General features: G+C 70.6%; 24 protein-coding genes. 13 read left to right on the plus strand and 11 right to left on the minus strand.

Annotation, left to right across the window (positions count from 1 at the left end):
- Positions 1-162 precede the first annotated feature (162 nt).
- On the minus strand, positions 163-1914 hold the full coding sequence (locus tag ACLBKU_RS03250) for a CHASE domain-containing protein (RefSeq protein WP_410178098.1): 1752 nt from the start codon (positions 1912-1914) through the stop codon (positions 163-165).
- 141 nt (positions 1915-2055) lie between these two features.
- Here ACLBKU_RS03250 and ACLBKU_RS03255 point away from each other — a divergent pair, with 141 nt between their 5' ends.
- Together ACLBKU_RS03255 and ACLBKU_RS03260 are read left to right on the plus strand one after the other, a co-directional pair.
- Positions 2056-2283, plus strand: a complete 228-nt coding sequence (locus ACLBKU_RS03255; protein ID WP_410178099.1) for a NepR family anti-sigma factor — start codon at positions 2056-2058, stop codon at positions 2281-2283.
- Positions 2280-2903: a sigma-70 family RNA polymerase sigma factor gene (locus ACLBKU_RS03260; RefSeq protein WP_410178100.1), complete on the plus strand. Its 624-nt coding sequence runs from the start codon at positions 2280-2282 to the stop codon at positions 2901-2903. Before ACLBKU_RS03255 ends, ACLBKU_RS03260 begins: the two co-directional genes overlap by 4 nt.
- A 147-nt stretch (positions 2904-3050) precedes the next feature.
- Here ACLBKU_RS03260 and ACLBKU_RS03265 read toward each other — a convergent pair whose 3' ends face one another.
- Both ACLBKU_RS03265 and ACLBKU_RS03270 read right to left on the minus strand, forming a co-directional pair.
- Positions 3051-3659: a superoxide dismutase gene (locus ACLBKU_RS03265; RefSeq protein ID WP_410178101.1), complete on the minus strand. Its 609-nt coding sequence runs from the start codon at positions 3657-3659 to the stop codon at positions 3051-3053.
- A 79-nt stretch (positions 3660-3738) separates the two neighbouring features.
- Positions 3739-5037: a dicarboxylate/amino acid:cation symporter gene (locus ACLBKU_RS03270; RefSeq protein WP_410178102.1), complete on the minus strand. Its 1299-nt coding sequence runs from the start codon at positions 5035-5037 to the stop codon at positions 3739-3741.
- A gap of 103 nt (positions 5038-5140) precedes the next feature.
- On the opposite strand from ACLBKU_RS03270, the gene glmM reads away from it, so the two are divergent.
- The gene (glmM, locus tag ACLBKU_RS03275) at positions 5141-6481 is read left to right on the plus strand and encodes a phosphoglucosamine mutase (RefSeq protein ID WP_410178103.1); all 1341 of its coding nucleotides are present in this window, start codon (positions 5141-5143) and stop codon (positions 6479-6481) included.
- A 126-nt stretch (positions 6482-6607) separates the two neighbouring features.
- A complete protein-coding gene (locus tag ACLBKU_RS03280; RefSeq protein ID WP_410178104.1) occupies positions 6608-6832 on the plus strand; it encodes a DUF1272 domain-containing protein in 225 nt (74 codons plus the stop codon).
- A gap of 19 nt (positions 6833-6851) precedes the next feature.
- Here the strand turns inward: ACLBKU_RS03280 and ACLBKU_RS03285 are convergent, their stop codons facing one another.
- The gene (locus tag ACLBKU_RS03285) at positions 6852-7214 is read right to left on the minus strand and encodes a DUF4345 family protein (RefSeq protein WP_410178105.1); all 363 of its coding nucleotides are present in this window, start codon (positions 7212-7214) and stop codon (positions 6852-6854) included.
- Between the two features lie 103 nt (positions 7215-7317).
- Between ACLBKU_RS03285 and ACLBKU_RS03290 the strand changes: the two genes are divergently transcribed.
- Entirely contained in the window at positions 7318-7650 is a 333-nt protein-coding gene (locus ACLBKU_RS03290; RefSeq protein WP_410178106.1) for a winged helix-turn-helix transcriptional regulator, read from the plus strand.
- A 13-nt stretch (positions 7651-7663) separates the two neighbouring features.
- Here ACLBKU_RS03290 and ACLBKU_RS03295 read toward each other — a convergent pair whose 3' ends face one another.
- Positions 7664-7831, minus strand: coding sequence for a hypothetical protein (locus ACLBKU_RS03295; protein ID WP_410178107.1), 168 nt, complete (start codon positions 7829-7831; stop codon positions 7664-7666).
- A 116-nt stretch (positions 7832-7947) separates the two neighbouring features.
- Positions 7948-9033, minus strand: coding sequence for a S41 family peptidase (locus tag ACLBKU_RS03300; RefSeq protein WP_410178108.1), 1086 nt, complete (start codon positions 9031-9033; stop codon positions 7948-7950).
- 77 nt (positions 9034-9110) lie between these two features.
- Here ACLBKU_RS03300 and ACLBKU_RS03305 point away from each other — a divergent pair, with 77 nt between their 5' ends.
- The 4 genes from ACLBKU_RS03305 (at position 9111) to ACLBKU_RS03320 (ending at position 11867) form a co-directional block, all read left to right on the plus strand.
- Positions 9111-9626, plus strand: a complete 516-nt coding sequence (locus tag ACLBKU_RS03305; protein WP_410178109.1) for an Lrp/AsnC family transcriptional regulator — start codon at positions 9111-9113, stop codon at positions 9624-9626.
- A gap of 98 nt (positions 9627-9724) precedes the next feature.
- Entirely contained in the window at positions 9725-10081 is a 357-nt protein-coding gene (locus ACLBKU_RS03310; protein ID WP_410178110.1) for a DUF4440 domain-containing protein, read from the plus strand.
- A 32-nt stretch (positions 10082-10113) separates the two neighbouring features.
- Positions 10114-10917 (plus strand): bifunctional hydroxymethylpyrimidine kinase/phosphomethylpyrimidine kinase, encoded by an 804-nt coding sequence (thiD, locus tag ACLBKU_RS03315; RefSeq protein WP_410178111.1) that lies wholly within the window; start codon positions 10114-10116, stop codon positions 10915-10917.
- Positions 10914-11867, plus strand: coding sequence for an acyl-CoA desaturase (locus tag ACLBKU_RS03320; RefSeq protein ID WP_410178112.1), 954 nt, complete (start codon positions 10914-10916; stop codon positions 11865-11867). The genes thiD and ACLBKU_RS03320 overlap by 4 nt, the downstream gene beginning before the upstream one ends.
- On the opposite strand, the gene ACLBKU_RS03325 is transcribed toward ACLBKU_RS03320, so the two are convergent.
- On the minus strand, positions 11827-12711 hold the full coding sequence (locus ACLBKU_RS03325; RefSeq protein ID WP_410178113.1) for an LOG family protein: 885 nt from the start codon (positions 12709-12711) through the stop codon (positions 11827-11829). The genes ACLBKU_RS03320 and ACLBKU_RS03325 overlap by 41 nt on opposite strands.
- Positions 12712-12767: 56 nt before the next feature.
- A complete protein-coding gene (locus ACLBKU_RS03330; RefSeq protein WP_410178114.1) occupies positions 12768-14165 on the minus strand; it encodes an NAD(P)-binding protein in 1398 nt (465 codons plus the stop codon).
- Between the two features lie 83 nt (positions 14166-14248).
- Here ACLBKU_RS03330 and ACLBKU_RS03335 point away from each other — a divergent pair, with 83 nt between their 5' ends.
- Positions 14249-14836: a TetR/AcrR family transcriptional regulator gene (locus ACLBKU_RS03335; protein WP_410178115.1), complete on the plus strand. Its 588-nt coding sequence runs from the start codon at positions 14249-14251 to the stop codon at positions 14834-14836.
- On the opposite strand, the gene ACLBKU_RS03340 is transcribed toward ACLBKU_RS03335, so the two are convergent.
- The 3 genes from ACLBKU_RS03340 to ACLBKU_RS03350 are packed head-to-tail and all read right to left on the minus strand — an operon-like array spanning position 14833 to position 16567.
- Positions 14833-15249 carry a PaaI family thioesterase gene (locus ACLBKU_RS03340; RefSeq protein ID WP_410178116.1) on the minus strand — a complete coding sequence of 139 codons (417 nt, stop codon included), beginning with the start codon at positions 15247-15249 and terminating at the stop codon, positions 14833-14835. The genes ACLBKU_RS03335 and ACLBKU_RS03340 overlap by 4 nt on opposite strands.
- Positions 15246-16151, minus strand: coding sequence for an alpha/beta fold hydrolase (locus tag ACLBKU_RS03345; protein WP_410178117.1), 906 nt, complete (start codon positions 16149-16151; stop codon positions 15246-15248). The genes ACLBKU_RS03340 and ACLBKU_RS03345 overlap by 4 nt, the downstream gene beginning before the upstream one ends.
- Entirely contained in the window at positions 16148-16567 is a 420-nt protein-coding gene (locus tag ACLBKU_RS03350; protein WP_410178118.1) for a DUF4267 domain-containing protein, read from the minus strand. The genes ACLBKU_RS03345 and ACLBKU_RS03350 overlap by 4 nt, the downstream gene beginning before the upstream one ends.
- A gap of 107 nt (positions 16568-16674) precedes the next feature.
- On the opposite strand from ACLBKU_RS03350, the gene ACLBKU_RS03355 reads away from it, so the two are divergent.
- The 3 genes from ACLBKU_RS03355 to bamA all read left to right on the plus strand — a co-directional run bounded on the left by ACLBKU_RS03355 (position 16675) and on the right by bamA (position 23694).
- Positions 16675-17562 carry a LysR family transcriptional regulator gene (locus ACLBKU_RS03355; protein ID WP_410178119.1) on the plus strand — a complete coding sequence of 296 codons (888 nt, stop codon included), beginning with the start codon at positions 16675-16677 and terminating at the stop codon, positions 17560-17562.
- A gap of 349 nt (positions 17563-17911) precedes the next feature.
- Positions 17912-21070: an autotransporter domain-containing protein gene (locus ACLBKU_RS03360; protein WP_410178120.1), complete on the plus strand. Its 3159-nt coding sequence runs from the start codon at positions 17912-17914 to the stop codon at positions 21068-21070.
- Positions 21071-21072: 2 nt separating this feature from the next.
- Positions 21073-23694: an outer membrane protein assembly factor BamA gene (gene bamA, locus ACLBKU_RS03365; RefSeq protein ID WP_410178121.1), complete on the plus strand. Its 2622-nt coding sequence runs from the start codon at positions 21073-21075 to the stop codon at positions 23692-23694.
- Positions 23695-23703: the final 9 nt, after the last annotated feature.

The raw sequence follows: 23703 nt of genomic DNA on the forward strand, positions 1-23703 counted from the left end.
CGGTGGCGCAGACCACCCGCCCCGCCTCCGTCCGAGGGTTACGAAAACGTCCGGGGGACGTTTTCGCCGAGGGGCCGGCCACCAATGATACCATCAGGCTATGGTGGCCGGGTGGGGAGGCGGGGCGGGAGGTCTGCATCGTGCGTCAGCACGATCGCCATACTAGGGCTTCCGCACCCGCCGGTCTCCGTCCTTCTCGCGAATGCGGAACCCCGCGGGCCGCCGCACCGGGACCCGCAGCACGCAGCGCACGCCTTCGGGGGCGAAGTCGAGGGTGACGGGCTGGCGCAGCTCGTGGGCGACGACCTTCTCGATCAGCTCGGTGCCGAAGCCGCGGCGGCGCTGCGCGGCCGCGGGCGGTCCGCCGACCTCCTGCCACTCGACCTCGGCCCAGTTCGTCTCCGCGCCCTGCTCCTCGCCGCGCTGCCAGCGGATCGTCACCTGCCCGCCCGGCACGCTCAGCGCGCCGTATTTCGCCGCGTTGGTGGCGAGCTCGTGCACGGCGAGCCCGAAGGAGAGGGCATCGTTGGGGGCGAGCTCGAGCTCCGGCCCCTCGAGCCGGATCGCCTCGCCGAGCACCTCGCGGAAGTGCTGGAGCTCCGCCTCGATCACCGCGCGGATCGGGGTCGTCCCCCAGTCGGTCACCGTCAGCAGGTCATGCGTCGCCGAGAGCGCGCGGATCCGCCCCTGGAGGCTGTCGGCGAACTCGTCGAGGCTGTTCGACCGCCGCCGCGTCAGCGACAGGATCGACAGCACGTTGGCCAGCGTGTTCTTGACCCGGTGATTGAGCTCGCGGGTGAGCGAGTTCCTGATCGAGTGCTGCTCCTCGAAGAAGGCGAGCCGCGCCTGGTCCTCGAAGGCCTGCTGGGTGAGCAGCCGGGCGAGCAGCATGAGGAGGCTCGCGAAGCCCAGCCCGAAGATCAGCGTCACCATCGACAGCGGCGAGAGCACGCGCGCATCGACGCTCTCGATCACCAGCATCAGCTGGCGGTCGGCGATGTTGACCGCCTGCGAGACCGTCTCCTTCGGCGCCCCGCCGCCGACCGACTGCGCGACGAGCAGGTGCCCGGTCCCGACCTCGCCGTCGTAGAGCCTGACGCCGAAGCGCTCCTCCCCCTGCCGGTCGATCGCCGCGTCGAGGAACTCGCGCGCGCGGAAGGGCGTGTAGACGAAGCCCGCGAGCCGGGAGGCGCGAACCACCGGCATATAGATCGCGAAGGCCGGTGCGGTGCCGCTCGTCTCCTGCATCAGGATGATCCGGCCCGAGGCGGCGGGGCGCAGGTTCATCTCGGCCTCGGCCATCGCCGCGGCGCGCGCCGGGTCGGAATACATGTCGTAGCCCAATGCCCGGCGGTTGAGCGCGGTGGCGGGGGCGAACATCTGCACCGGCGCGACCCGTCCGGTTCCCGAGGCGGGCGCGGGGTAGATGTCGGGGTAGGAGGGCTGGCCGATGCGGGTCCTTGCGAGGAAGGCGGGCACGTCCTTCGCCTCGATCACCGGGATCCAGCCGATCCCTTCCGCGCCCGAGTATTCGGTGTTGAGCTTCAGCACCCGCACGAAGTTGTCGAAGGTCTCAGGGGAAACCTCCCCGAGGCTCGCGAACAGCGCCGCCCCGGCGCGCAGGTAGGAGGCAAAGCCGCTCCCGCTGCGGTCGAGCGCGGCGGCGACGCCTTGGGCATATTCGCGCATCTGCGCGCGCTCGCGGGCGCGGGCGTTGCTCTCGATCGCGAAGACCGAAAGCGCGGTGATCGCGGCGATGGCGAGGAAGATCGCGAGCGGGATCGCGCGCGGATACTGCACCAGCCAGCGCCGCGCCCGCGCCGTGCCCGAGGGCGGCGGGAGCGCCGGATCGGCGTCAGTTTCGGGGGCGAGCGGCTCGATGTCGTGTGTCCTGTCCGGCGCAGGCGGAACCAAACAGGTAGCGCATCGTTCCCGAATCGTCCAAACTCCGCTTTACCGGGACGGCGGGCCATGCTTCTGTCGCCCGCCCCGGCAGCGACAACGGCCCCGGCCGGGGGTCGCACGACGGGATCAGGGACGCGGCGCAAGGCAGGTATGGCTTCGAATTCAGCACAGGGCCCGGGCGGCAGCAGCGGCGGCGACGGCAGCGTCCCGCGCCGCGCGCCGGAATGGGCCGACGGCCTGAAGCAGCTGTACGATTCGGTGGTCGAGGAGGACCTGCCCGACACCTTCCGCGACCTGCTCGACCGGCTCGACGCGATCCCGACCAAGCGCGGGCCCGCCGGCGGGCAGGACGGCAGCCCGGGAGTGGGCGGCCAATGACGGACGGCGGCCGGCCCGGCAACCCGCGTTCGGTCACGGAGCAGTCCGATTTCAAGCGCGAGCTGACCCAGGTGGTGCCGCACCTGCGCGCCTTCGCCCGCGGGCTGTGCGGGCGGCCCGACCTCGCCGACGATCTCGTGCAGGAGACGCTGCTCAAGGCCTGGGCGGCGCAGGACCGCTTCGAGCCGGGCACCTCGATGCGCGCCTGGACCTTCGTGATCCTGAGGAACGCCTACCTCACCGACATGCGAAGGAACCGCTTCCGCGGCGAATATGACGAGGGCGTCGCCGAACGCATCCTGACAGCGCCCGCCGGGCAGGAGGAGCCGATCCACCTCTCCGATCTCCACCGCGCGCTGCTGACCCTCCCCGCCGAACGCCGCGAGGCGCTGCTGCTGGTCGGCGCGGGCGGCTTCTCCTACGAGGAGGCGGCGGCGATCTGCGGCTGCGCGGTCGGCACGATCAAGAGCCGCGTCGGCCGGGCCCGGGCCGCGCTGTCGGAGATGCTGGCGAACGGCGCGATTCCCCGGCGCTCGAGCGACGACGACGTCGCCCACCGCGCGATCCTCGAGGAATTGGACGAGGTAGCGGCGGGCAATGGGGTGAGTTCTCGCCCCTGATCGTCACCCCAGCGAAAGCTGGGGCCTAGAGCCTCATAGAACAGCGCCTGCCGCCCTGGGTCCCAGCTTTCGCTGGGATGACGACGAAGCAAAAAGGCCCGGAGGCGTTTCCGCCCCGGGCCTTCCCTTTATCCGTTCAGATCAGACTTACGCGTAGGTCCACACCGTCCCGCGCGCGAGGTTCTCGCTCGCGAAGGCCCAGTTGAGCTTGGTCTCGACCACCGCGTCGAGATAGGCGGGGCGCTTGTTCTGGTGATCGAGGTAGTAGGCGTGCTCCCACACGTCGAGCACCAGCAGCGGGTTGAAGCCCTTGTCCGCGAGCGTGTCGGCGTCGTGCGATTCCTCGACCGAGAGCGTGCCGTCCTTCTCGGCGAGCCACACCCAGCCGGACGCGAAGTGGCCCGCGCCGCGGTCCTTCAACTGCTGCTTGAGATTGTCGATCGAGCCGAAGGCCTCGTCGATCTTGGCGGCGAGCTCGGCCGAGGGCGCGGTGGTCGCGGGCGCGAGCGAGTTCCAGTAGAAGGCGTGGTTCCAGGTCTGCGCGGCGTTGTTGAACAGGCCCTGGTTGGTCCCGCGCGAGGCGGCGACGATTTCCTCGAGCGACTTCGTCTCGTGCTCGGTGCCGGCAATCGCGGCGTTCGTCTTGTCGACGTAGGTCTGGTGGTGCTTGCCGTGGTGGAACGACAGCGTCTCGGCCGAGATCGCGGGCTCGAGCGCGGTGTCGGCATAGGGAAGCGGGGAAAGTGCGAAAGCCATGGGGTTCTCCAAGGTCGTTGGTGTGAATCGGGTCGGGGCTCAGTAGCAGCAACGCAGATGAGGGCGAAGGGTTGCGGGATCAAGTCGCGGCGTGGGCCGTCTCGGCACCCCGGTCAACCGCGCTGGTGACCGCGACGTTCATCGTGACGTTGCCGAGGGTGCGCATCAGGTCGGGCAGCATCTCGACCGCGACGAGCAGTGCGAGCGGCTCGACCGGCACGCCCATCGCGAGCGCGATCGGGCCGATCGAGACGACGAAGCTGATCGATCCGGGCAGGCTCACCGCGGACAGGCTGATGATGCTGGCGATGAGGATGCCGGCGATGGCGACCGAGGGCGCGACCTCGACCCCGGCGAGCGCGGCGATGTAGTAGACCACCGCGAGGTTCATCGCGGCGCTGGTCGCCCGGAAGATCACCACCGCGAGCGGCAGGACGAATTCGGCGGTCGCGGGTCTGAGGCCGAGGCGTCCGGCCGAATCGAGCATCGCGGGCAGGCTCGCCAGCGAGGACTGGGTCGACAGCGCCACCGCCTGCGCGGGCAGCAGCGCGCGGGCAAAGCCGAAGAGCCCCTTGCCCCCCAGCACCGCCGCGACGAGGTAGGCGAGGAGGAAGATGAAGGTCCCCATCAGGGTGACGGTCACGACATAGTGCCCGAGCGCCGCGAAGGCCCCGCCGCCGCTCTGCACGCCCACCCCGTAGGCGAGCGCCAGCACGCCGACGGGTGCTGCGGCGAGCACCCAGCCGATGATCAGCAGCATCGCATTGCCGAGCGCGTGGAAGAAACCGAGCAGCCGCTCGCCCTCGACCTCCGGCAGGCGGGTGATCGCAACCGCGAACATCACGAAGAACAGCGTCAGCGGCAGCATCGCCGTCTCGGCCGCGGCGGCGACGACGTTGGGCGAGACCAGCGTCGCGAGGAAATCGAGCACCTCGGGCACCTTGCCGACGTCCTTGGGGCTGTTGGCGAGGAACGCCTCGGCCCCCTGCGGCACCGGGAAAGCGGCGAGCAGCATCGGCATGAACACCGAGGTGAAGGCCCCGCCCGCGAGCTGCACGGCGACCATGATCGCGATCATCCGCTGCGCCACCTTGCCGACCCGCGCGGCGTGGATCATCTGCACGAGGCCGAGCACCAGCAGCGCCGCGACCAGCGGGATGATCGTCATCTGCAGGGCCTTGAGCCACCATCCGCCGACGAGCCCGGCGATCTTCGTCACATCCTCGGGCGCGCCGGCGAGTCCGCCGACGATTCCGGCACCCAGCCCGCCGACCAGCGCGGCGAAGGTCAGCGCCACCGGCAGGCGGATCTCGACCAGCGCGAACTTCCCCTGCCCGGCCGCATGGCTGCCGGTCTTCCTAGCTTCGTTTTCCTGCAACGACCTGTCCTCAACCGGGCGCAGCGCCCTTCCCTTTGACCGATAACCGCGCCAGAAGAATGAGACAACACGGGCCGCGACACGCACGAGGGCAGGGGACACGATGGCAAGGAAGCTGTTCGGGACCGACGGGATCAGGGGCCGCACCAACGCGGGCGCGATGACCGCGGCGACGGCGATGAAGGTCGGGCTCGCCGCGGGCCGCCACTTCATGCGCGGCGGGCACCGGCACCGGGTGGTGATCGGCAAGGACACGCGCCTGTCGGGCTACATGATGGAGAGCGCGCTCGTCGCGGGATTCACCTCGGTCGGCATGGACGTCATCATGACCGGCCCGCTCCCCACCCCCGCCATCGCGCTCCTCACCCGCGAGATGCGCGCCGACCTCGGGGTGATGATCTCGGCGAGCCACAACCCCTACGCCGACAACGGCATCAAGCTGTTCGGCCCCGACGGCTTCAAGCTCTCCGACGAGGCGGAGATGGCGATCGAGGCGCTCATCGCCGATCCCGACATTCCCCTCGCCCCGCCCGAGGCGATCGGCCGCGCCCGGCGGATCGAGGACGCGCGCGGGCGCTATATCCACGCGGTGAAGGATTCGGTCTCCTCGGAGATCAGCTTCGACGGCCTCAAGGTGGTGGTCGATTGCGCCAACGGGGCTGCCTACCAGGTCGCGCCCTCGGCGATCTGGGAACTGGGCGCGGAGGTGGTCGCGCTCGGGGTGACGCCCAACGGCACCAACATCAACGACGGCGTCGGCTCGACCGCGATCGCCGCGCTTCAGGCCAAGGTGGTCGAGGAGGGCGCGGACATCGGCATCGCCCTCGACGGCGACGCGGACCGGCTGATCGTGGTCGACGAGACCGGCCGCGCGGTCGACGGCGACCAGATCATGGCGCTGATCGCGGGCCGGATGCAGGACCGGGGGAGCCTCAGGGGCGGCGGGATCGTCGCGACGGTGATGAGCAATCTGGGGCTCGAACGCTACCTCGCGGGCCGCGGGCTCGACCTGATCCGCGCCAAGGTCGGCGACCGCTACGTGCTCGAGGCGATGAAGGCGGGCGGCTACAATGTCGGCGGCGAGCAGTCGGGGCACATGATCCTCCTCGACTACGCCACGACCGGCGACGGCACGGTCGCCGCGCTCCGGGTGCTCGCGAGCCTCGTGCGCAGCGGCAAGCCCGCGAGCGAGCTGCTCCACGTCTTCGACCCCGTGCCGCAGCTCCTCAAGAACGTGCGCTACGAGGGCGGCAAGCCTCTCGACAACGCCGCGGTGCAGAAGGTGATCGCCGAGGCCGAGGCGAGCCTTGCCGGCAAGGGCCGCCTCGTGATCCGCCCCTCGGGCACCGAGCCGGTGATCCGGGTGATGGCCGAAGGCGACGACCAGCGCCAGGTCGAAGCGGTGGTCGACGCGATCTGCGAGGCGGTGCGCGAGGCGGTTTAGGACAACCACACAAACCCCGCTCGCCCTGAGCTTGTCGAAGGGCTGTCCTTCTTCCTATCGTGCCGCAAGAAAGGAAGTGCAGTGCTTCGACAAGCTCGGCACGAGCGGAATTAGGAGGTTAGGCCCATGCTCGAAATGCGCCCCGATTGCGAGACCTGCGGCGTGCTCCTGCCCGCCGATGCGCCCGGCGCCTTCATCTGCTCCTTCGAGTGCACCTACTGCGCCGAATGCGCCGAGGACCTCGACGACCGCTGCCCCAATTGCGGCGGCGAGCTGATGGACCGGCCGACCCGGGCGAAGGCGCTCCACGCGAAGTTCCCGCCGAGCACGACACGCAAGTTCAAGGGCTGAGCCGCCCGCGGGTCCCGCGTCAGCCGAGCAGCACGCCTGCCGGCGCGCCGACCAGCAGCAGGCCGGCGCCGACCGCCTCCATCCCGACCGCGGCCCAGTTCTTCGCCGTGTTGCCGTCGTCGAGTGCGATCGAGATCACCCGTCCGACCGCCGCGCCCAGCCAGCAGGCGCCGGCGGTCAGAAAGGCGTGGGGGTCCTGCGTCACCAGCGGAACCGCGCCAAGGAACACGAAGGTCACGCCGAGCGTCCCGCGAAACTCCGCACGCGCGGGCGGCGTCGAGGCGACCAGCCCGGTGAGCGCCGATGCCTTGCCGGGAAAGAACAGGCCGAGGCATCCCATGCCGATCGTCGCCGCCGCGCCGAGGTTGTTGAGCCACTCCATGATCCACGCTCCCCTTGCTTGCAGGCATGGGCTATCGCGCGGATCACCTTTCGTATAGTACGCACCTTCTGGTGCCTGCCACAGGCGTGTGAGGAGACGACCGATGCAACCCGACGTGATGGCCAAGCGCTGCGCCTCGCGCGCCTACATGGCACTGCTCGCCGACAAGTGGTCGCTGCTCGTCATCAACGCGCTGGGCGAGGGGCCGATGCGCAACGGCGCGCTGATGCGCCGGATCGAGGGCATCTCGCAGAAGATGCTCACCCAGACGCTGCGGAGCCTCGAGACGCTGCACATCGTCGCGCGCCGCGACCTCCAGACCATCCCGCCGAACGTCACCTACGAGCTCACCGCGCTCGGGCAGTCGCTGCGGCGCGAGGCGGTGGCGCTGATCCGCTGGGTCGAGGCGCACGTGCCCGACCTCGCGCCGCGCTGAGCGCCCCGGGCGGCTAGCCCTTCGGCTTTCCGCTCTTCGGTCGGCCGCGCACCTCGTCGTGCTTGAGCTGCGCAGTCGAGGGCTTGGCCCCGCCCGCCTTGCCGCCGCGCTTGCCTGCGTGGCCGTCGCCGCCCGCGGGGACGGCACCGGGGTGGACGTCGGCGCTCTTCTTGGTGGTCATGTCATGTCGCTCCTTCAGGGGAAGCGCCGAGCCTCGCCCCCGCAGCGAGGCCGGGCCATGACATGGGCGAGCCGCATGGGAGGCGAACCGGCGGTCCGGCGCGCCTCCCGGGCGGTTCAGGGCTTGCGCGCCGTCGCCGGGTCGACGCCCGCACGGCGCAGCGCCTCGTCGAGCGCCTCGCTGGCCGGAACCGCAACGTCGGGGGCGATGCCGGTGCCCTCCCAGCCAACCCCGGTGCGCGGGTCGAGCGTGCGGCCGTTGGGGACGAAGGCGGCGTAGCTGAAGCCCTTGTCGAGCGGCACCATCCCGCCGAAATTCCCCGCACCGTAGGTCGTCTCGCCGATCAGCGTCGCGCGGGCCGTGCCCTTAAGCGCCAGCGCGAGGTGCTCGGCGGCGGACGCGCTGCGCTTGCTCGTCAGCACGAAGACCTGCGCGCGCTGGAAGGCGCCGTCCTTGGCGGGCTCGACATAGTGCTCGTCGCGCACCATGCCCTCGGGGCCCGCGACGCGGCGCACCCGCGCATCCTCGACCGGCGAGCCCTGCCGCGCGGCGACGCTCGCACGGGTGTCCATCGCCACGAGCGTCGTCGGCTCGGCGTAGATCTCGGGGAAGAGCAGGTCCATCTCGGCGAGCCCCCCGCCGCGGTGGCCGCGGATGTCGATGATGAGCGTTTTCGCGCCGCGGTGCTCGGCGATGAAGCTGCGGAGCGCGGCCATCGTCGCCTCGGTGCCGAAGAAGGCGTCGAAGCCGATATAGGCCACCCCCTCGGCGAGCCAGCCCGAGCCGGTAATGGTGTTGGTGTCCGGCCCCGGCATCCCCGGCCCGCCGCCGCCCTGCCGCTCGCCCTCGGGCCCGCCGCGCGCCTCGGGGGGGACGACGTGGACGCGCAGGTGCCCGTCGGGCGAGACCGCCTGGAGGTCGGCGCTGACCGCCTTGGCGAAGGCCTCGGCGCTCGCCGAGCCGTCGTATTTCCCGGCCGCGAGGTTGGCGCGCAGCATCGCGGCATAGGCCCGGCCCTTGTCGGGGAAGACGAAGTCCTCCTCGAGCCGGGTGGCGAGCGCCGCGACCGCCTCGCGGCCGACGGCGGGATCGAAGGGGGTCGCGGCGGGCGCGGCGGCGGGGACGGCAGGCGCCGCCGACTGGGCGAGCACCGCGCCCGCAGGGAGAACCGCGGCAGCCGCGGCGAGGAGAAGGATGCGCATTCGGGGGTAACCTCTTCAACGTGTCTTAGTCCCACAACACACTAGGCCGATCCGGCAACCAGTTGCGCGTAAAATTCGTGCGCACCGTGCCAGAATCTGGCACACTCGCCGCGATGCTCGACGATTTCGACCGCGCCCTTCTCACCCACGTCCAGCGCGACGACGGCGCGACTGCCGAGGAGCTCGCGACCCGCGTCGCGCTCTCCCCCTCGGCGATCGCGCGGCGGCTCAGGCGGCTGCGGCGCGACGGGTGGATCGCGGCGACCATCGCGCTCCTCTCCCCGCGCCTCACCGAGCGGCGCCTGCGCGCGGTCGTCGCGCTGCAGCTCGCCGAGCACGCCGACCTCAAGGGCAAGCGCGCGCTGCTCGACCGGCTCGCGGCCGCGCCGCAGGTGCAGTTCTGCTACGAGCTCGCCGGGGCGGTCGACCTCCAGCTGCTGCTCGACTGCCGCGACATGGCCGAGTTCAACGCGCTCGTCGAAGCCCTGTTCGAGAGCGACGGCGTGGTGCGCCGCTACGAGACGAGCTTCGTCAAGCGCGCGGTCAAGTTCGCGCCCTTCATCGACCTCGCCGCCCCCGACAGCGCGGCCTGATCCTCTCCGTCCCGGCATTTGCACGGCAAGGCCGAAGCGGCGAAACCTTCCGTGCCGCGTGCGCCTTGTCCCCGGACCAGCGTGAAGGAGACGAGAGCATGGACGACGAGCGCATCTGGGAATTCGAGGCGAGCCTGTGGACCGGCGATGCCGAACACTACCGCAAGGTCATCGACGCGGCCTGCCTGATGGTCCTCCCCGCCGAGCCCTTCACCTTCACCGGCGCAGACGCGATCCGCGCGGTGCAGGACACCCCGCGCTGGGAGGAGGTGACCTTCTCGCACCAGCAGGTTGCGCGCCCGCAGGAGGGGCTGATCGTGATCCACTACAAGGCCGAGGCGCAGCGCGAGGGGCAGGCCTACTCCGCCTATTGCACGAGCACCCTCAGACGCCTCGCGCACGACGAATGGCGCGTGGTCCAGCACCAGCAGACGGTCCCGCTCACGACCGGCTGACGGCGCGGGGGCGAGCCTGCTATGGCGGGGGGATGACCACCCCTGCTCCCCCCCGCATCCTCTCCATCGCCGGCTCCGACTCGAGCGGCGGGGCGGGGATCCAGGCCGACATCAAGACCATCGCGATGCTCGGCGGCTATGCCATGACCGCCGTCACCGCGATCACCGCGCAGAACACCCGCGGGGTGCAGGGGATCGCCGGAATCGCCCCGGAGATGGTCGCGCGGCAGATCGCCGCCTGCGTCAGCGACATCGGGGTCGATGCGGTGAAGATCGGAATGCTCCACGAGGTGCCCGTCATCGCCGCCGTCGCCGCCGCGCTCGAGGGGCTGGCCGTGCCGGTGGTGCTCGATCCGGTCATGATCGCGACCTCGGGCGCCGCGCTGATCGATCCGCAAGCGGTCGCGGCCTTGCGCGAGCAGCTGTTCCCGCGCGCGCGCCTCCTCACCCCCAACCTCCCCGAGCTCGCCGCGCTGACCGGGCGCTCCTTTACCGGCACCGCGGCGATGGTCGCGGCGGCCGAGGCGCTGGCCGAGGCGAGCGGCGCGGCGGTGCTGGCCAAGGGCGGGCACGCCGACGGGGAGACCATCACCGACGTGCTGGTGGTCCCCGGCGAGCGCCCCCGCTTCTACGAGCACGCGCGGATCGACACGGTCCACACCCACGGGACGGGCTGCACGCTGTCGTCCGCCATCGCCACGCTGCTCGGGCGCGGCGAGAGCCTTGCGGAGGCGGTGCGGCTGGGCCGCGAGTTCGTCTTTGCCGCGATCGCAGCCGCCCCCGGCTACGGCGGCGGCCACGGTCCGCTCGGCCATCAGGCGGTGCGCCCGGCATGATGGCGCCGGTGATCCGGGTCGACGGCACGGGAGCGGACCCCTGCGGGGGGACGGTGCGGATCGACTGGCCCAAGGCGCTATGGAACGCGGGCATGATCGCCGGAACGCTCGCCGCGCTGGCGATGGCGACCCGGCAGGCGGTCGCCCTGTTCCTCGTCCTCACCTGGGCGAGCCTGCTCGTCGGACATTCGGTCGGCATGCACCGGATGATGATCCACCGCACCTTCCGCGCGAAGCCGTGGGTGGCCCGCACGCTGATCTATGTCGGCACGCTGGTCGGCGTCTCCGGCCCCTCGGGCATCATCCGCATCCATGACACCCGCGACTGGGCGCAGCGCGAGCCCCGCTGCCACGACTTCTTCGCCCACCGCGCCGGGTTCTGGCAGGACCTCGCCTGGAACCTCTTCTGCCGCTTCGACTTCACGCGCCCGCCGCGGATCGTGATCGAACCTGCCATCGCCGCGGACCCCTTCTTCCGCTTCCTCGATGCGACATGGCGCTGGCAGCAGGTGCCGCTGGCGCTGGTGCTCTACGCGGCGGGCGGCTGGCCCTTTGTCCTGTGGGGCGTGTGCGCGCGGGTCTTCGTCAGCACCGCGGGGCACTGGAGCGTCACCTGGTTCTGCCACAATCCCGGACCGGGGCGGTGGATCGTCAGGGGCGCAGGCATCCAGGCCTCGAACCTCCCCGGCCTCGGCCTCCTCACCTATGGCGAGTGCTGGCACAACAACCACCACGCCTTCCCCGAGAGCGCGCGCATCGGGCTGGAGCCCGGCCAGACCGATCCCGGCTGGTGGGTGATCCGCGCGATGGCGCGGCTGGGGTGGGTGAGCGACGTGGGCGCGCCGCGGCCCGAGGGCGCGCGGGAGGATCTGGAGGAGCGGGGGCAAGACCTGCCCCGCCGGGCGGACCTCAATCCTCCGAGGGTTCCCGGATCTCGTAGAAGTCGCTGATGCACTTCCACGCGTCCTCCGCCGTCTCGCACCAGGTGATGAGGTCGAGGTCGCCCTTGGAGATCACGCCCTCCTCGGCGAGCGCCTCGAAGTTGACGACGCGCTCCCAGAATTCCTTGCCGAACAGGATGATCGGCATGGGCTTCATCTTGCCGGTCTGGATCAGGGTGATGAGCTCGAAGAACTCGTCGAAGGTGCCGAAGCCGCCGGGGAAGACCGCGACCGCACGGGCGCGCAGGAGGAAGTGCATCTTCCTCAACGCGAAGTAGTGGAACTGGAACGAGAGGTAGGGCGTCACGTAGGGGTTGGGCGCCTGCTCGTGGGGGAGGACGATGTTGAGCCCGATCGATTCGGAGCCCGCGTCGGACGCGCCGCGGTTCCCCGCCTCCATGATCGACGGCCCACCCCCGGTGGTGACGACGAACTGGCGGAGGCCGTTCTCGATGATCCCCTTCTCGCTGACGAGCCGGGCGAGGCGGTAGGCCTCGTCGTAGTACTTCGCCTTCGCCGCGAGCCGCTCGGCGACTGTCTTGTCCCACTCCGAGCCGTTCTGGGCCGCCGCGAGCCGCGCCTCGGCCTGCGCGGGGCTGGGGATGCGGGCCGAGCCGTACATCACCAGCGTCGAGCCGACCCGCGCCTCGTCGAGCAGCATTTCGGGCTTCAGCAGCTCGAGCTGGAAGCGGACCGGACGCAGCTCGTCGCGCAGCAGGAAGTCGGTGTCGCGGAAGGCGAGCTTGTAGGCCGGGTGCGCGGTCTGGGGGGTGCGCTCGGGCCCGCCCTCGGCGAAGCGGGTCTCCTCGCCGGCGCGGTAGAACTTGCGGTCAGTCAGGTCTTTGTCGGTCATGCACGGGTCCCTGCCAGACCCCCGCTGGCCCGGCAATAGCCGGCGTTTGCCGGGCGTCAGGCCGCGGCGAGGCGCATCAGGTTGGCGACCGCCGCCGGGCCGGTCTTGCGCAGCTCCTGGAGGATCGCAATCCGCGCGGTGTCGCTCTTGTCGAGCGCGGCGGCGATCTTGCCGAACCCGTCGAGCCGGCTCCGGCGGATCCACGCGCCGAGCCGCTCGTCGCCGAACCAGGCGCCCTGGTTCATGATGTTGACGATGTTGGTGGTGAGGAAGTCCTTGAGCGAATGCGGGAAGGGCACGGTCCGGCAGAGCGCGTTCCGGACCGCGTCGTCTTCGTAGTGGACCTCGACATAGGCGATCAGCGCGGCCGAGAAGCACGGCTGGGGGACGCGCACGAGCTGGGGGACGATCGTCTCGCCCTGGAAGATCGGCTGCGTCGGCCTGGGCTCGACCGCCGAGGCGGTGCAGTCGATGTAGAGCGCGTTCGGAATGGCGGGCTCGGTGCCCTCCTCGAGCTGGATCATGTCCGGCCGGATCGCCGCGACCCGGCCCTTTCGCACGACATTCGTGACGCAGCGCAGCGCCTCGACCTCGCCGCGCGAGATGGTCGCGTAGTGAAACATGGTGGGGGTCACCTCGGGGTCGATCCGGAGCATCATCCCCGCCGCCTCGAGCCGGGCGAAGATGTCCTCGGGCGAGGTCCCCTCGGCGAAGGCGCGCATCTGGGCGAGCTGGGCGCCGAACACCGCGTCGAAGAACTCCGCGCCCGGCTGGGTCGTGGCGCGGTCGATGAGCCAGCTCTCGCGCGGCTTGACCCACTGGATCGCCTCGGGAGGCGTGCCCATCGCGAGCAGCCAGCCCACAGTGTCCATGGCGGTCTTTCCCGCGCCGAGGACCACGAAGCGCTCCGGCCGCTCGGGGGCGAGCCACAGGCGGGCGAGCTGGCCGGGGGGCACCACGCGCACGCCTTCCCCGATGGCGAAGCGCGGGGTGTGGTTCGCCGGGATCACCGGGCTCATCAGAGTGGAATCGACGAGCTTGCGGCGAACCGTCACCTGCACCGCCTCGCCCGACATCAGCGAGACCACCCGGCCCTCTCCCCGATAGTCCGACATCGGCAGCCACGTGACCCGGCCCGAGGGCAGCAGGCTCTGGCGCAGCACCTTGTCGAAATAGCCGCTCACCTCCGCCCCCGAGGCGAGCTCGTAAAGCCCCGCGTTTACCCCGTGCGCGTCCTTGCGGTTCTCGCCCAGCGGCAGCGAGTTCACCCCGTAGAAGGCCGAGGGCTGGTGCAGCGCGACGAAGGGATAGGCGTCGTTCCAGTGCCCGCCGGGCCGCGACTGCCGGTCGACGATGGTGACGTGCGCGTCGCTCTCGGCGATCATGGTGTCGGCGAAGGCCATCCCCACGGCGCCTGCGCCGATGATCAGGTAATCGGTCTCGATGTGGCGCACGGCCCTGCTCCTGACGTCATTTACACCGTAAATTTACAGCGTAAGATTGCTGAGTCAAGCCGCCCCGGCTAGGCTCTCCCGCGATGCCCCCCGCCTCGCGCACCCTTTCCGATGCCGAGCTGGCCGCCTTCAAGGAGCGGCTGTGCGACGTCGCCGAAGCGATGTTCGCGCAAGCCGGCGCCGCCCATGTCTCGATGCGCCAGATCGCCGCCGCGCTCGGGGTGAGCCCGATGACGCCCTACCGCTATTTCGCGGGCCGCGAGGAGATCCTCGCCGCGGTGCGCATCCGCGGCTTCGAACGCTTCGCCGGGCTGCTCGAGGCGGCCCATGCCGGGACCCCCGGCAGCGCCGCCGCCAAGGCCGCCGCGGCGGGGCGCGCCTATGTCGACTTCGCGCTGGCCAACGCCAACACCTACCGGCTGATGTTCGACACGCACCAGCAGGGGGACAGCGCAGACACCCCGCTCGGCCGCGCGGTGGCGCGGGCGCGGGCGACGCTGTCGGTCTATGGCGACGGGCTGATCGCCGCCGGGACGCCCGAAGCCGAGGCGCGGGCGATGGAGCTTCTCATCTGGTCGACGCTCCACGGCGCGGTGACGCTCGAACTCGCGGGCACCACCCCGCCCGGTTCGGCGCGCGAGACGCTGCGGCTGCTCGCGCGGCTCGGCTAGCCCCGCGCCGCCGCGATCACCTTGAAGGTCGCCGCGGCCTTGGCGACGAGCGCGCCGTCGGCGCTGATCCGCGCGTCGGCGAAGGCGAGCGAGCGGCCGAGCTTCGCCGGCACCGCGCGGACTTCGAGCCACTGGCCGATCCGGCCGACCGACAGGAAATCGACCGACAGGCTGACGGTCAGCGCCGAGGTGCCCTCCATCCCGAGCACGCAGGCGAGCCCCATCGCATTGTCGGCGAGCGCGGAGATCACTCCGCCGTGGAGCAGCCCGCGGGCGTTGCAATGCGCCGCGGCGATCCTCAGGCCGAGGCTGAAGGCCTCGCCCTCGGCCCGCGCGAAGAGCGGCTCCCAGGGATCGGTCACCGGGCTCTTGCGGAAATGCGGCTCCCAGCCGGGCGGCACGTCGCCGCTCATCGCGCGAGGAATTCCCGGATCGCCGCCAGCACCAGCTCGGGCGCCTCGAGCTCGGGCGTGTGGCCGAGGTCGTCGAAAGTGACCGTGGCGACGCCGTCATACAGCGCGGCGAGCGAATGGGCGTTGCCCTCGGGGTGCGAGCGGTCGGCGGCGCCCCAGATCGAGAGGATCGGCTGCGGCGGGCGGGGGAGCTCGCCTTCGAGGTCCATGTAGATCTGGTAGGCGCTCGCCAGCGACCACATCGCACCGTGCGCGAAGGAGCGTTCGGCGCAGGCGCACAGGTGCGGAATTTGCTCCTTGCGTCCGACCGAGAGCCGGTACCAGTCGGGCATCCGCTTGGGCGCCATCCGCGCCATCGCCAGCTGGCCGAGCACGGGGCGGGCGAGGATGCCCTTGGGGTCGCGCCCCGCCTTCCACCGCGCGAAGGCCGCGGTCCCGCCCGCCTGCATCAGCGCAAGGTGCGAGGCGAGCGCGGGGCGGCGCGCGGCGATGTCGAGCGCGGCGAGGCTGGCGACGCAGGAGAAGGCGAAGATGCTCCCCTCCCCCGCGACCGCTTCGAGAAAGGCGGCAAGATCGTCGTTGGTCTCGCGGAAGGCGAAGCCGTAGTCGCCGGTGGTCGCGGAAAAGCCCATCGCGGGAAGCTCGACGACGATCACCCGGAAGCGGGCGGCGAAGGCCTCGACGAGCGGCCCGTAGACCTCGATGGTCATCGGCGGGTCGGCGGTGAAGACGATCGTCGGCCCGGCGCCCACCTCGAGGTAGCGGTATTGCACCTTGGGGGTGCGGTGGAACCTGACCTGCGGGGTCGCGGTCGCGGGCCAGCCGCTGCGGAAGGCACGCATCTTCGCCTCGCCCCCGCGGGTGTCGAGCCGCGCACCGAGCCGCGCGAGGAGGCCGGTCACGGCAGCTCTCCCGGCCGGCGGGCGGCGCGCGCGAGCACCAGCGCCGCGATCACCAGGAACACCGCGATCCCGAGGTGGCGCGCGACGATCGCCGTCGGCGCGCCCGCCTCGGAAGCCAGCCACGCGTCGCCGAGCGGCATGACCAGCGCGGCAACCGCCATCCAGCGCAGCGCGGCGAAATCGCGGCGCAGCAGCAGGATCGCGGCGAGCACCGCGACAAAGCCGGCGCGCAGGCCGTAGACCTGCACCCAGCCGAGCGCGTCGAGCGCGTCGACCGGCAGGCCCATGTAGGTGGCGAACCCCTGCGGATCGAGCGCGGTGCGCAGCGCGTTCACCCCTTGGAGCACCGCCATGATCCCGGCGAGCGCGAAGCCCGCGACGTGGCTCGGGCGAAGTGTCGATGTCGATTGTGCCATGGCAGCCTCCCTCGTGATCGTGTGCACGGCATGGTAAGCGATTGCGCGGCGCGGGTGATCTTGCGATATGGCAAAACAGTTTTCGATTATCGCAAGGACGTGCCGCGATGCCGCTCGATCCGCAGGACCTCGGCGACCTGGTCGCGATCCGCGACGCGGGCACGCTCAGCGCGGCGGCGAGGCTGCGCGGGGTGGCGGTTTCGACCGTCTCGCGGCGCGTCGCGGCGCTCGAGGAGGCGCTCGGGCTCCAGCTCGTCGACCGGCGCACCGATGGGGTGCGGCTGAGCCGCGAGGGCCTTGCGCTGGCCGAGGCCGCCGCCCCGCTCGCCGAGCAGGTGCGGCGGGTCGAGCGGGTCGCGGAGAGCCTCAGGCAGGGGGCGCGGCGCGTGCCGGTGCGGATCTCGGCGACCGAGTTCGTGATCTCCGACGTGCTCGCCCCGGCGCTCGGGCGATTGTGGGCGATGGGGGCGGATGTCCCGGTGCACTTGCAGTCGCAGGCCGACATCGTCAGCCTCGCGGGCCGCGACGCCGACCTCGCGATCCGCATGGTCCGGCCCGAGGGCGCGAGCCTTTATGCGCGGCGGCTGGCGGATATCCGGCTGGGGCTGTTCGCTGCGCCCGGCTATCTCGGGGCCCGCGCGCCGGAAGAGCTCGACCTCGCGCGCGAACGCCTGCTGATCTACGACGAGAGCTACGGCCGCCTGCCCGAGCTTGCCTGGGTCGAGCGCCACGGCCTCGCCGAGGCGGTGGCGATGCGCACCGGCAGCACGCGCGGGCTGCTGGCGGCGGCGCTCGGCGGCGGCGGGGTCGCGATGTGTCCCGCCCCCTTCGCGCTGCGCACCGCCGGCGCGCTGGTCGAGATCCCCCCGCCCTCGCCCCTGCCGAGCCGCCAGCCGTGGCTGATCGTCCACCGCGACCTGCGCGGCCTTGCAGGGATAAGGCTGGTGCAGAAGTGGATCGTCGAGGCCTTCGCCGGCCTGCCGGGCGGGGGATGACGGATTCGCAGGCCGGGCCTTGCAACCCTCCAGACCCCGTCCAGACGCCCTTTGGCCCCGTCCAGACCCCTCCGAGAGCCCTCCAGACCCCCGCCAAATGCGCGTTTTCGCGATGTTTCACGTGAAACATCCGGAAAATGGGGGGGTGCGGATACCGAATTCACGATCGACCGGAGAGCGCGCCGGTCTTTCCCGCAGACGACCGTCGATGACTCACGCCCGTAGGCGGGTTCGTTACAGGCGTGCAATGAACTCGGAAAAAGATCGACACAATCGGCGGCGATGAGACCCCCGGGGGCCATGACGCTCGCGCCGGACCGGCGCGGGCCGCCTGGGAGATTGGTTCACCATGACGATTGGACGCCTGGCCCTGCTCGCAACCGCCGGGGCACCGGCGATGCTTGCCTCGCCGCTGCTTGCACAGACCACCGTGAACGACGAGCGCACCGGACCGCTGCGGACTTCGCAGGCCGGCAACATCACCCTCACCGAGGACGGAGTGGTGACCGTCACCAGCGGGCCGGCGATCATCGTCGATAGCGCCAACTCGGTCACCAGCGAGGGCGAGATCGAGACCGGCGAGGACAGCGGCGCGGCGGGGATCGCCATCCGGCCCAACATCGCCGCCAACATCACCAACGAGGGCGACATCTACGTGCGCGAGAGCTTCTCGCCCGAGGATCGCAACGAGGACGGCGTCGTCGACGGGCCGGTCGCCCGCGCGTCGGGGCGCTATGGCATCCTCGTCGAGCCGGGCGGCACCTACACCGGCAACATCACCGATGACGGCCGGATCGTGGTCGAGGGGCTCAACTCCGGCGGGATCGTCGTCGCCTCGACGATGCGCGGCGACCTCGTGCACACCGGGTCGATCAGCGTGCTCGGCGACAACTCGGTCGGGGTGCGCACCGCGCGGGTCGAGGGCGATGTGCAGCTGCGCGGCGACATCACCGTGCTCGGCCGCGGTGCGAGCGCCTATGTCGCCGAGGGCCCGATCGACGGCGAGCTGGTGCTGCAGGGGACCATCGCCCAGCGCACCAACTATACCGACGACCGCGGGCGGAGCATGTCGCTCTCGCGCAACGACCTGCGCGCCGGCGCAGCTGCGGTGTGGATCAAGGGCGACGTCACCGGCGGGATCACCGTCGCCGAGCCGCCCGAGACCGAAAGCGCCAGCGACGACGACGAAGACGACGACGGCTTCGACGATGCCGACGAGGGCACAGGCTCGGTCGTCGGCTACGGCGCCGCGCCGGCGCTGCTGATCGGGGGCAGCGGCCCGATCACCATCGGCGCGGGCGATCGCGGCTTCGCCCTGCAGATCGACGGGAGCGTGAGCGGCAACGGCGGGAGCCGCGGCATCGATGCCACCGGGGTCTCGATCGGCGGATCGGGCGAGGTCGTGACGCTCGAGGGCGGAGTGCTGCTCACCGGGCGCATCAACGCCTCGACCATCGACACGACGGCGACCGGCCTCCTGATCGGCCGCAATGCCGTGGTTCCCACGCTCGAGCTTCGCGACGGCGGGACGATCACCACCTCGATCAGCTCGACCGGCGACGGCGCTTCGGTCGGGGTCCGGGACCTCTCGGGCACGCTGACGACGATCCGCAGCCAGGGCTTCATCACCGCCAACGGCTCCTTCGAGGACGAGGTGGTCGCGATCGACCTCTCCGCCAACACCACCGGCGTATCGATCATCCAGTACTCGGCCGACGACGAGGACGAGGACGAGGAGGACCTCGTCAACACGTCGATCAGCGGCGACATCCGGACCGGCTCCGGCAACGACCTTGTCGACATTTCCGACGGCCAGGTGCGCGGGGATGCCTTCCTGGGCTCCGGCTCGGACACGGTGAAGCTCAGCGGCGATGCGGTCTGGCGGGGCGACATCTCCTTCGGCAGCAGCACCGGGACGCTTTCGGTCATCGACGACGCGCAGCTCGTGGGGTTGCTCGACTTCGCCGGGGCGCCGGGCACGATCACCATCGATGGCCAGGGCTCGGTTCTCGCGGAGATCTCCGGCGGCGAGCGGCTCTCGGTCGACGTCAGGTCCGGCTCCTTCGGCGCGCGCGAGGTCGAGACCCTGTCCTTCTCCTCGCTCTCGGTCGGCAGCGACGGCACGCTGGTCGTCCGCATCGACACCGAGGAAGGCACCAACTCGCGCTACGAGGTCGGCACCGCCACCTTCGCCGCGGGATCGAAGATCGGGCTCGCCGTCCCCTCGCTCGATGTCGAATCCGGAAGCTACACCGTGCTCACCGCCGACAGCCTGACCGGCTCGCCGGACTTCGCGACCGAGGGCGGCGACCTGCCGTTCCTCTATGCGGGCGAGGTCGTGACCGACACGGCTGCGGGCGAGATCACGCTCAACATCCGGCGCCGCGACGCGACCGAACTCGGCCTCGATCCGGTGCTCGATGCCGCGCTGCCGAGCCTGCTCACGGCCGCGGCGGAGGACGCGGGGCTCGAGACGAGCCTGCTCGCCGCCAACGACGGCGCGGTGCTGCGCCGCCAGTTGCTCGCGCTCACGCCCGAATACACCGGGGGCAACTTCGACCTCGTCACCCGCGCCTCGCGCACGGCCGCGGCGAACCTTGCCGACCGGGACACGATGTTCGAGGCGAGCGGCACCCGCATCTGGCTCAATGCCTACACGCTCTCGGGCGAGCGCGACGCCCCGGCGCTGGCCGGCGGCTACGACATCAGCGGCACGGGGATCACCGGCGGCTACGAGTTCAGCCTGGGGATCGGCCGGGTCGGCCTGTCGGGCAATGCCTTCTGGGGCGAGAACGCGCGCTCCGACGTCGACGGCACCACCGAGGCCTCGCAATACGAGCTCGCGCTGCACTGGCGCCGCAACTTCGGCAAGCTGCTCGCCTTCGCGCGCGGATCGGCGGGCTATGTCCAGTTCGGCTCGGAGCGCACCTTCAACGGCTACAGCGACGGGGTCGAGGACGACGACGAGGACGGCGAGCGCGACGATCCCGACGTCGTGCGGACGGCGACCTCCGACTCCTCCGGCGTCCTCCTGTCGGGCCTCGCCGGCGTCTCGTGGGAGGGGCAGATCGGACGCAGGCTTACGATCACGCCCGAGGCCTCGGTCGAGTATTTCCGCCTGACCGAGGACGGCTACGAGGAGGACGGCGCAGGCGCAGGCATGAACCTCACGGTCGCCGACCGGAAGAGCGACGCGCTGAACCTCAATTCGCTGGTCACGCTCTCCTATTCGCTCGGCGATCGGGGCCGCGGCAGATTGCCCCTCGCGGTGTCGCTCTCGGGCGGCCGGCGGACCAATCTTGGCGGGGCGCTCGGCGACACCACCGCGAACTTCGAGGACGCCGATCCCTTCACGCTCGGCGGACGCCGGCTCGACGATGCCTGGCTCGGGCGCGCGACGATCAGCGGCGGCGGCTACGACTGGAAGTGGTTCGTGACCGGCAGCGGCGAGAAGGAGACCGACCAGACCACCTACAGCGTGCAGGCCGGTCTGGAACTGGCGTTCTGAGCATGGCCGTGCACCTCATGGACCGCGCCCTCCTGCGGAGCCTCGTCTTCGCCTGCGCGATAGGCATGGCGCCGGACGCGCTTGCCGCGCAGGACCCGCCAGCCCCGCCCCCGCGCGAGCAGGAACCGCTGATCACCGCCGTCACCGTGGAGGGCAACGAGCGGCTCGAGGCCTCCACGATCCTCAGCTATGTCGCGCTGAGGGTCGGCGATCGCTACACCCCCGCCCTCGCCGACGCTGCGCTCAAGGATCTCGCCGCGACCGGCCTGTTCAGCGCCTCCCGGATCGTCTTCCGCGACGGGATCGTGACGATCGAGCTCACCGAGAACCCGGTGATCAACCGCATCGTGATCGAGGGCAACAAGCGCATCAAGAACGACAAGATCCTGCCCGAGATCAAGCTCGCCCCGCGGCAGATCTTCACCCGTTCCAAGATCCGCGCCGACGTGGCCCGGATCATCGAGCTCTACAAGCGCCAGGGCCGCTTCGCCGCGACGGTCGAGCCCAAGATGGTGCAGCTGCCGCAGAACCGCGTCGACATCGTCTTCGAGATCAACGAAGGTCCCAAGTCGCGCGTCCAGAAGATCAACGTCATCGGCAACACCCTGTTCGATGACGAGACACTGCTGCGGCAGATGGTCACCAAGGAGAACCGCGCCAAGAACTTCCTGAGTTCGGGCACCAGCTACGACCCGGACCGCCTCGCCTTCGACCAGCAGAAGCTCCGGCAGTTCTACCTGACGCAGGGCTATGCCGATTTCCGCGTTGTCTCGGCCGTCGCCGAGCTCACCCCGGACCAGCGCGACTTCATCATCACCTACGTGGTCGAGGAAGGGGAGCGCTACACCTTCGGCGACGTCTCGACAGACGTCCAGCTGCGCGACTTCGACAGCGAGGCGTTGAACGCGAAGCTGCCGATGAAGGACGGCGACGTCTACAACGCGAAGACGGTGGAGGACACCGTCGAGCAATTGACCGAGCTCGCCGCCCGCTTCGGCTATGCCTTCGCCGACGTCCAGCCGCGCTTCCGCCGCGATCCCGAGGCGCGCCGGATGAACGTCACCTTCGTGATCCGCGATGCGCCCCGGGTCTATGTCGAGCGGGTCGATGTCAACGGCAACACGATCACGCAGGACAAGGTCATCCGCCGCGAGTTCCGGATCTTCGAGGGCGACGCCTTCAACAGCCTGCCGGTCGCCCGTTCGGCGGCGCGCATCAAGTCGCTCGGCTATTTCCAGGAGAACTTCGAGATCAGGCAGACCCAGGGCAGCGGGCCCGACCGGGTCGTCCTCGAAGCCAATGTCGAGGAGCGGCCGACCGGCGAATTGCAGCTCTCGGCGGGTTTCTCGTCAGCGGAATCGATCCTGTTCAACGGCTCGATCCGGCAGCGCAACTTCCGCGGGATGGGCCAGACCCTCGGGCTCTCGCTCAATTATTCGAACGTGACCCAGTCGATCCAGGCGAGCTTCGCCGAGCCCTACATCTTCGACCGCAACATCTCCTTCGGGGCCGACGTCTACCGCCGCGATTACGACGATGCGGCGACGCGCGATGCGGATTCGTCCTACCGCCAGGCGACCACCGGCTTCGCGCTGCGCCTCGGGCTGCCGCTCTCCGAGTTTTCCTCGCTGATCGGCAGCTACACCCTCAACTACGACGAGGTCACTCTCGACGAGAACACCTACTTCGCCGATCTCGACGGCGACGGCGAGAACACCTGCGAGCCGCTGCTCGCCGGACGCTACCTGTGCGACGCGGTGGGCAACCGCCTGAGCTCGATCCTCGGCCTCAGCTACAATCACAGCACGCTCGACAACGGCTTCCGCCCGACCCGCGGGCGCCGCGTGATTGTCAGCACCGAGCTGGCGGGGCTCGGCGGGGACACCGCCTATGTGCGCCTGCGCGGCCAGGCGACCCGGTTCTGGAACATCGGCAGCGGCTTCATCGGCCGGGCGCATGTCGAGGGCGGCTACATCCACAACCTCGAGCGCGGCGAGACGCGCCTCACCGACCGCTTCTTCCTCGGCGATCCGCAGCTGCGCGGCTTCGACATCCGCGGGATCGGCCCCGCGATCGAGCGCATCGAGCTTGTGAGCGACGGCGACGGCGACGAGGAGGACGGGGACAGCACCCGCGAGGGTCTGGGGGGCAATGCCTATTACCTCGGGCGGCTCGAGCTGGAGATCCCGCTGCCCGGCGGCGCGCGCGAGCTGGGCCTCAGGCCGACCCTGTTCCTCGATGCGGGCTCGGTCTTCAGTCTTGCCGACCCGGCCTTGTCCTCGAGCCCCTTCCCCGACGGCCGCTTCATCGCTTCGCGCGACGATCGCGGGCGGGCGCTCTACAGCCAGACCTACGACACCAACGGCGACGGCGTCGCGGAGACGATAACGACGATCGCGAGGCGCGCGCCGGACGGGTCGGAGAACCAGGCGCTCGGCACCACCATCGGCCCGTTCCGCGAGCGTTACGTGGGCGACACCTGGCGGCCGCGGATGTCGATCGGCGCAGGGATCAACTGGAACTCGCCCTTCGGCCCGTTCCGCATCGATCTGGCCTTCCCGATCCTCAAGGAGGACGCGGACGATACGCAGATCGTCTCCTTCAACGTCGGCACCCAGTTCTAGGTCGCCGCA

Source organism: Erythrobacter sp. NE805 (assembly GCF_046452355.1).
Classification (GTDB): Bacteria; Pseudomonadota; Alphaproteobacteria; order Sphingomonadales; family Sphingomonadaceae; genus Erythrobacter.

Bases quoted from the DNA above. Each gene is read 5' to 3' on its own strand.
- ACLBKU_RS03255 (WP_410178099.1), top strand. From the start codon at position 2,056: ATGGCTTCGAATTCAGCACAGGGCCCGGGCGGCAGCAGCGGCGGCGAC.
- ACLBKU_RS03260 (WP_410178100.1), top strand. From the start codon at position 2,280: ATGACGGACGGCGGCCGGCCCGGCAACCCGCGTTCGGTCACGGAGCAG.
- ACLBKU_RS03265 (WP_410178101.1), bottom strand. From the start codon at position 3,659: ATGGCTTTCGCACTTTCCCCGCTTCCCTATGCCGACACCGCGCTCGAG.
- glmM (WP_410178103.1), top strand. From the start codon at position 5,141: ATGGCAAGGAAGCTGTTCGGGACCGACGGGATCAGGGGCCGCACCAAC.
- ACLBKU_RS03280 (WP_410178104.1), top strand. From the start codon at position 6,608: ATGCTCGAAATGCGCCCCGATTGCGAGACCTGCGGCGTGCTCCTGCCC.
- ACLBKU_RS03285 (WP_410178105.1), bottom strand. From the start codon at position 7,214: ATGGAGTGGCTCAACAACCTCGGCGCGGCGGCGACGATCGGCATGGGA.
- ACLBKU_RS03290 (WP_410178106.1), top strand. From the start codon at position 7,318: ATGCAACCCGACGTGATGGCCAAGCGCTGCGCCTCGCGCGCCTACATG.
- ACLBKU_RS03295 (WP_410178107.1), bottom strand. From the start codon at position 7,831: ATGACCACCAAGAAGAGCGCCGACGTCCACCCCGGTGCCGTCCCCGCG.
- ACLBKU_RS03300 (WP_410178108.1), bottom strand. From the start codon at position 9,033: ATGCGCATCCTTCTCCTCGCCGCGGCTGCCGCGGTTCTCCCTGCGGGC.
- ACLBKU_RS03310 (WP_410178110.1), top strand. From the start codon at position 9,725: ATGGACGACGAGCGCATCTGGGAATTCGAGGCGAGCCTGTGGACCGGC.
- thiD (WP_410178111.1), top strand. From the start codon at position 10,114: ATGACCACCCCTGCTCCCCCCCGCATCCTCTCCATCGCCGGCTCCGAC.
- ACLBKU_RS03320 (WP_410178112.1), top strand. From the start codon at position 10,914: ATGATGGCGCCGGTGATCCGGGTCGACGGCACGGGAGCGGACCCCTGC.
- ACLBKU_RS03325 (WP_410178113.1), bottom strand. From the start codon at position 12,711: ATGACCGACAAAGACCTGACTGACCGCAAGTTCTACCGCGCCGGCGAG.
- ACLBKU_RS03335 (WP_410178115.1), top strand. From the start codon at position 14,249: ATGCCCCCCGCCTCGCGCACCCTTTCCGATGCCGAGCTGGCCGCCTTC.
- ACLBKU_RS03340 (WP_410178116.1), bottom strand. From the start codon at position 15,249: ATGAGCGGCGACGTGCCGCCCGGCTGGGAGCCGCATTTCCGCAAGAGC.
- ACLBKU_RS03350 (WP_410178118.1), bottom strand. From the start codon at position 16,567: ATGGCACAATCGACATCGACACTTCGCCCGAGCCACGTCGCGGGCTTC.
- ACLBKU_RS03355 (WP_410178119.1), top strand. From the start codon at position 16,675: ATGCCGCTCGATCCGCAGGACCTCGGCGACCTGGTCGCGATCCGCGAC.
- ACLBKU_RS03360 (WP_410178120.1), top strand. From the start codon at position 17,912: ATGACGATTGGACGCCTGGCCCTGCTCGCAACCGCCGGGGCACCGGCG.
- bamA (WP_410178121.1), top strand. From the start codon at position 21,073: ATGGCCGTGCACCTCATGGACCGCGCCCTCCTGCGGAGCCTCGTCTTC.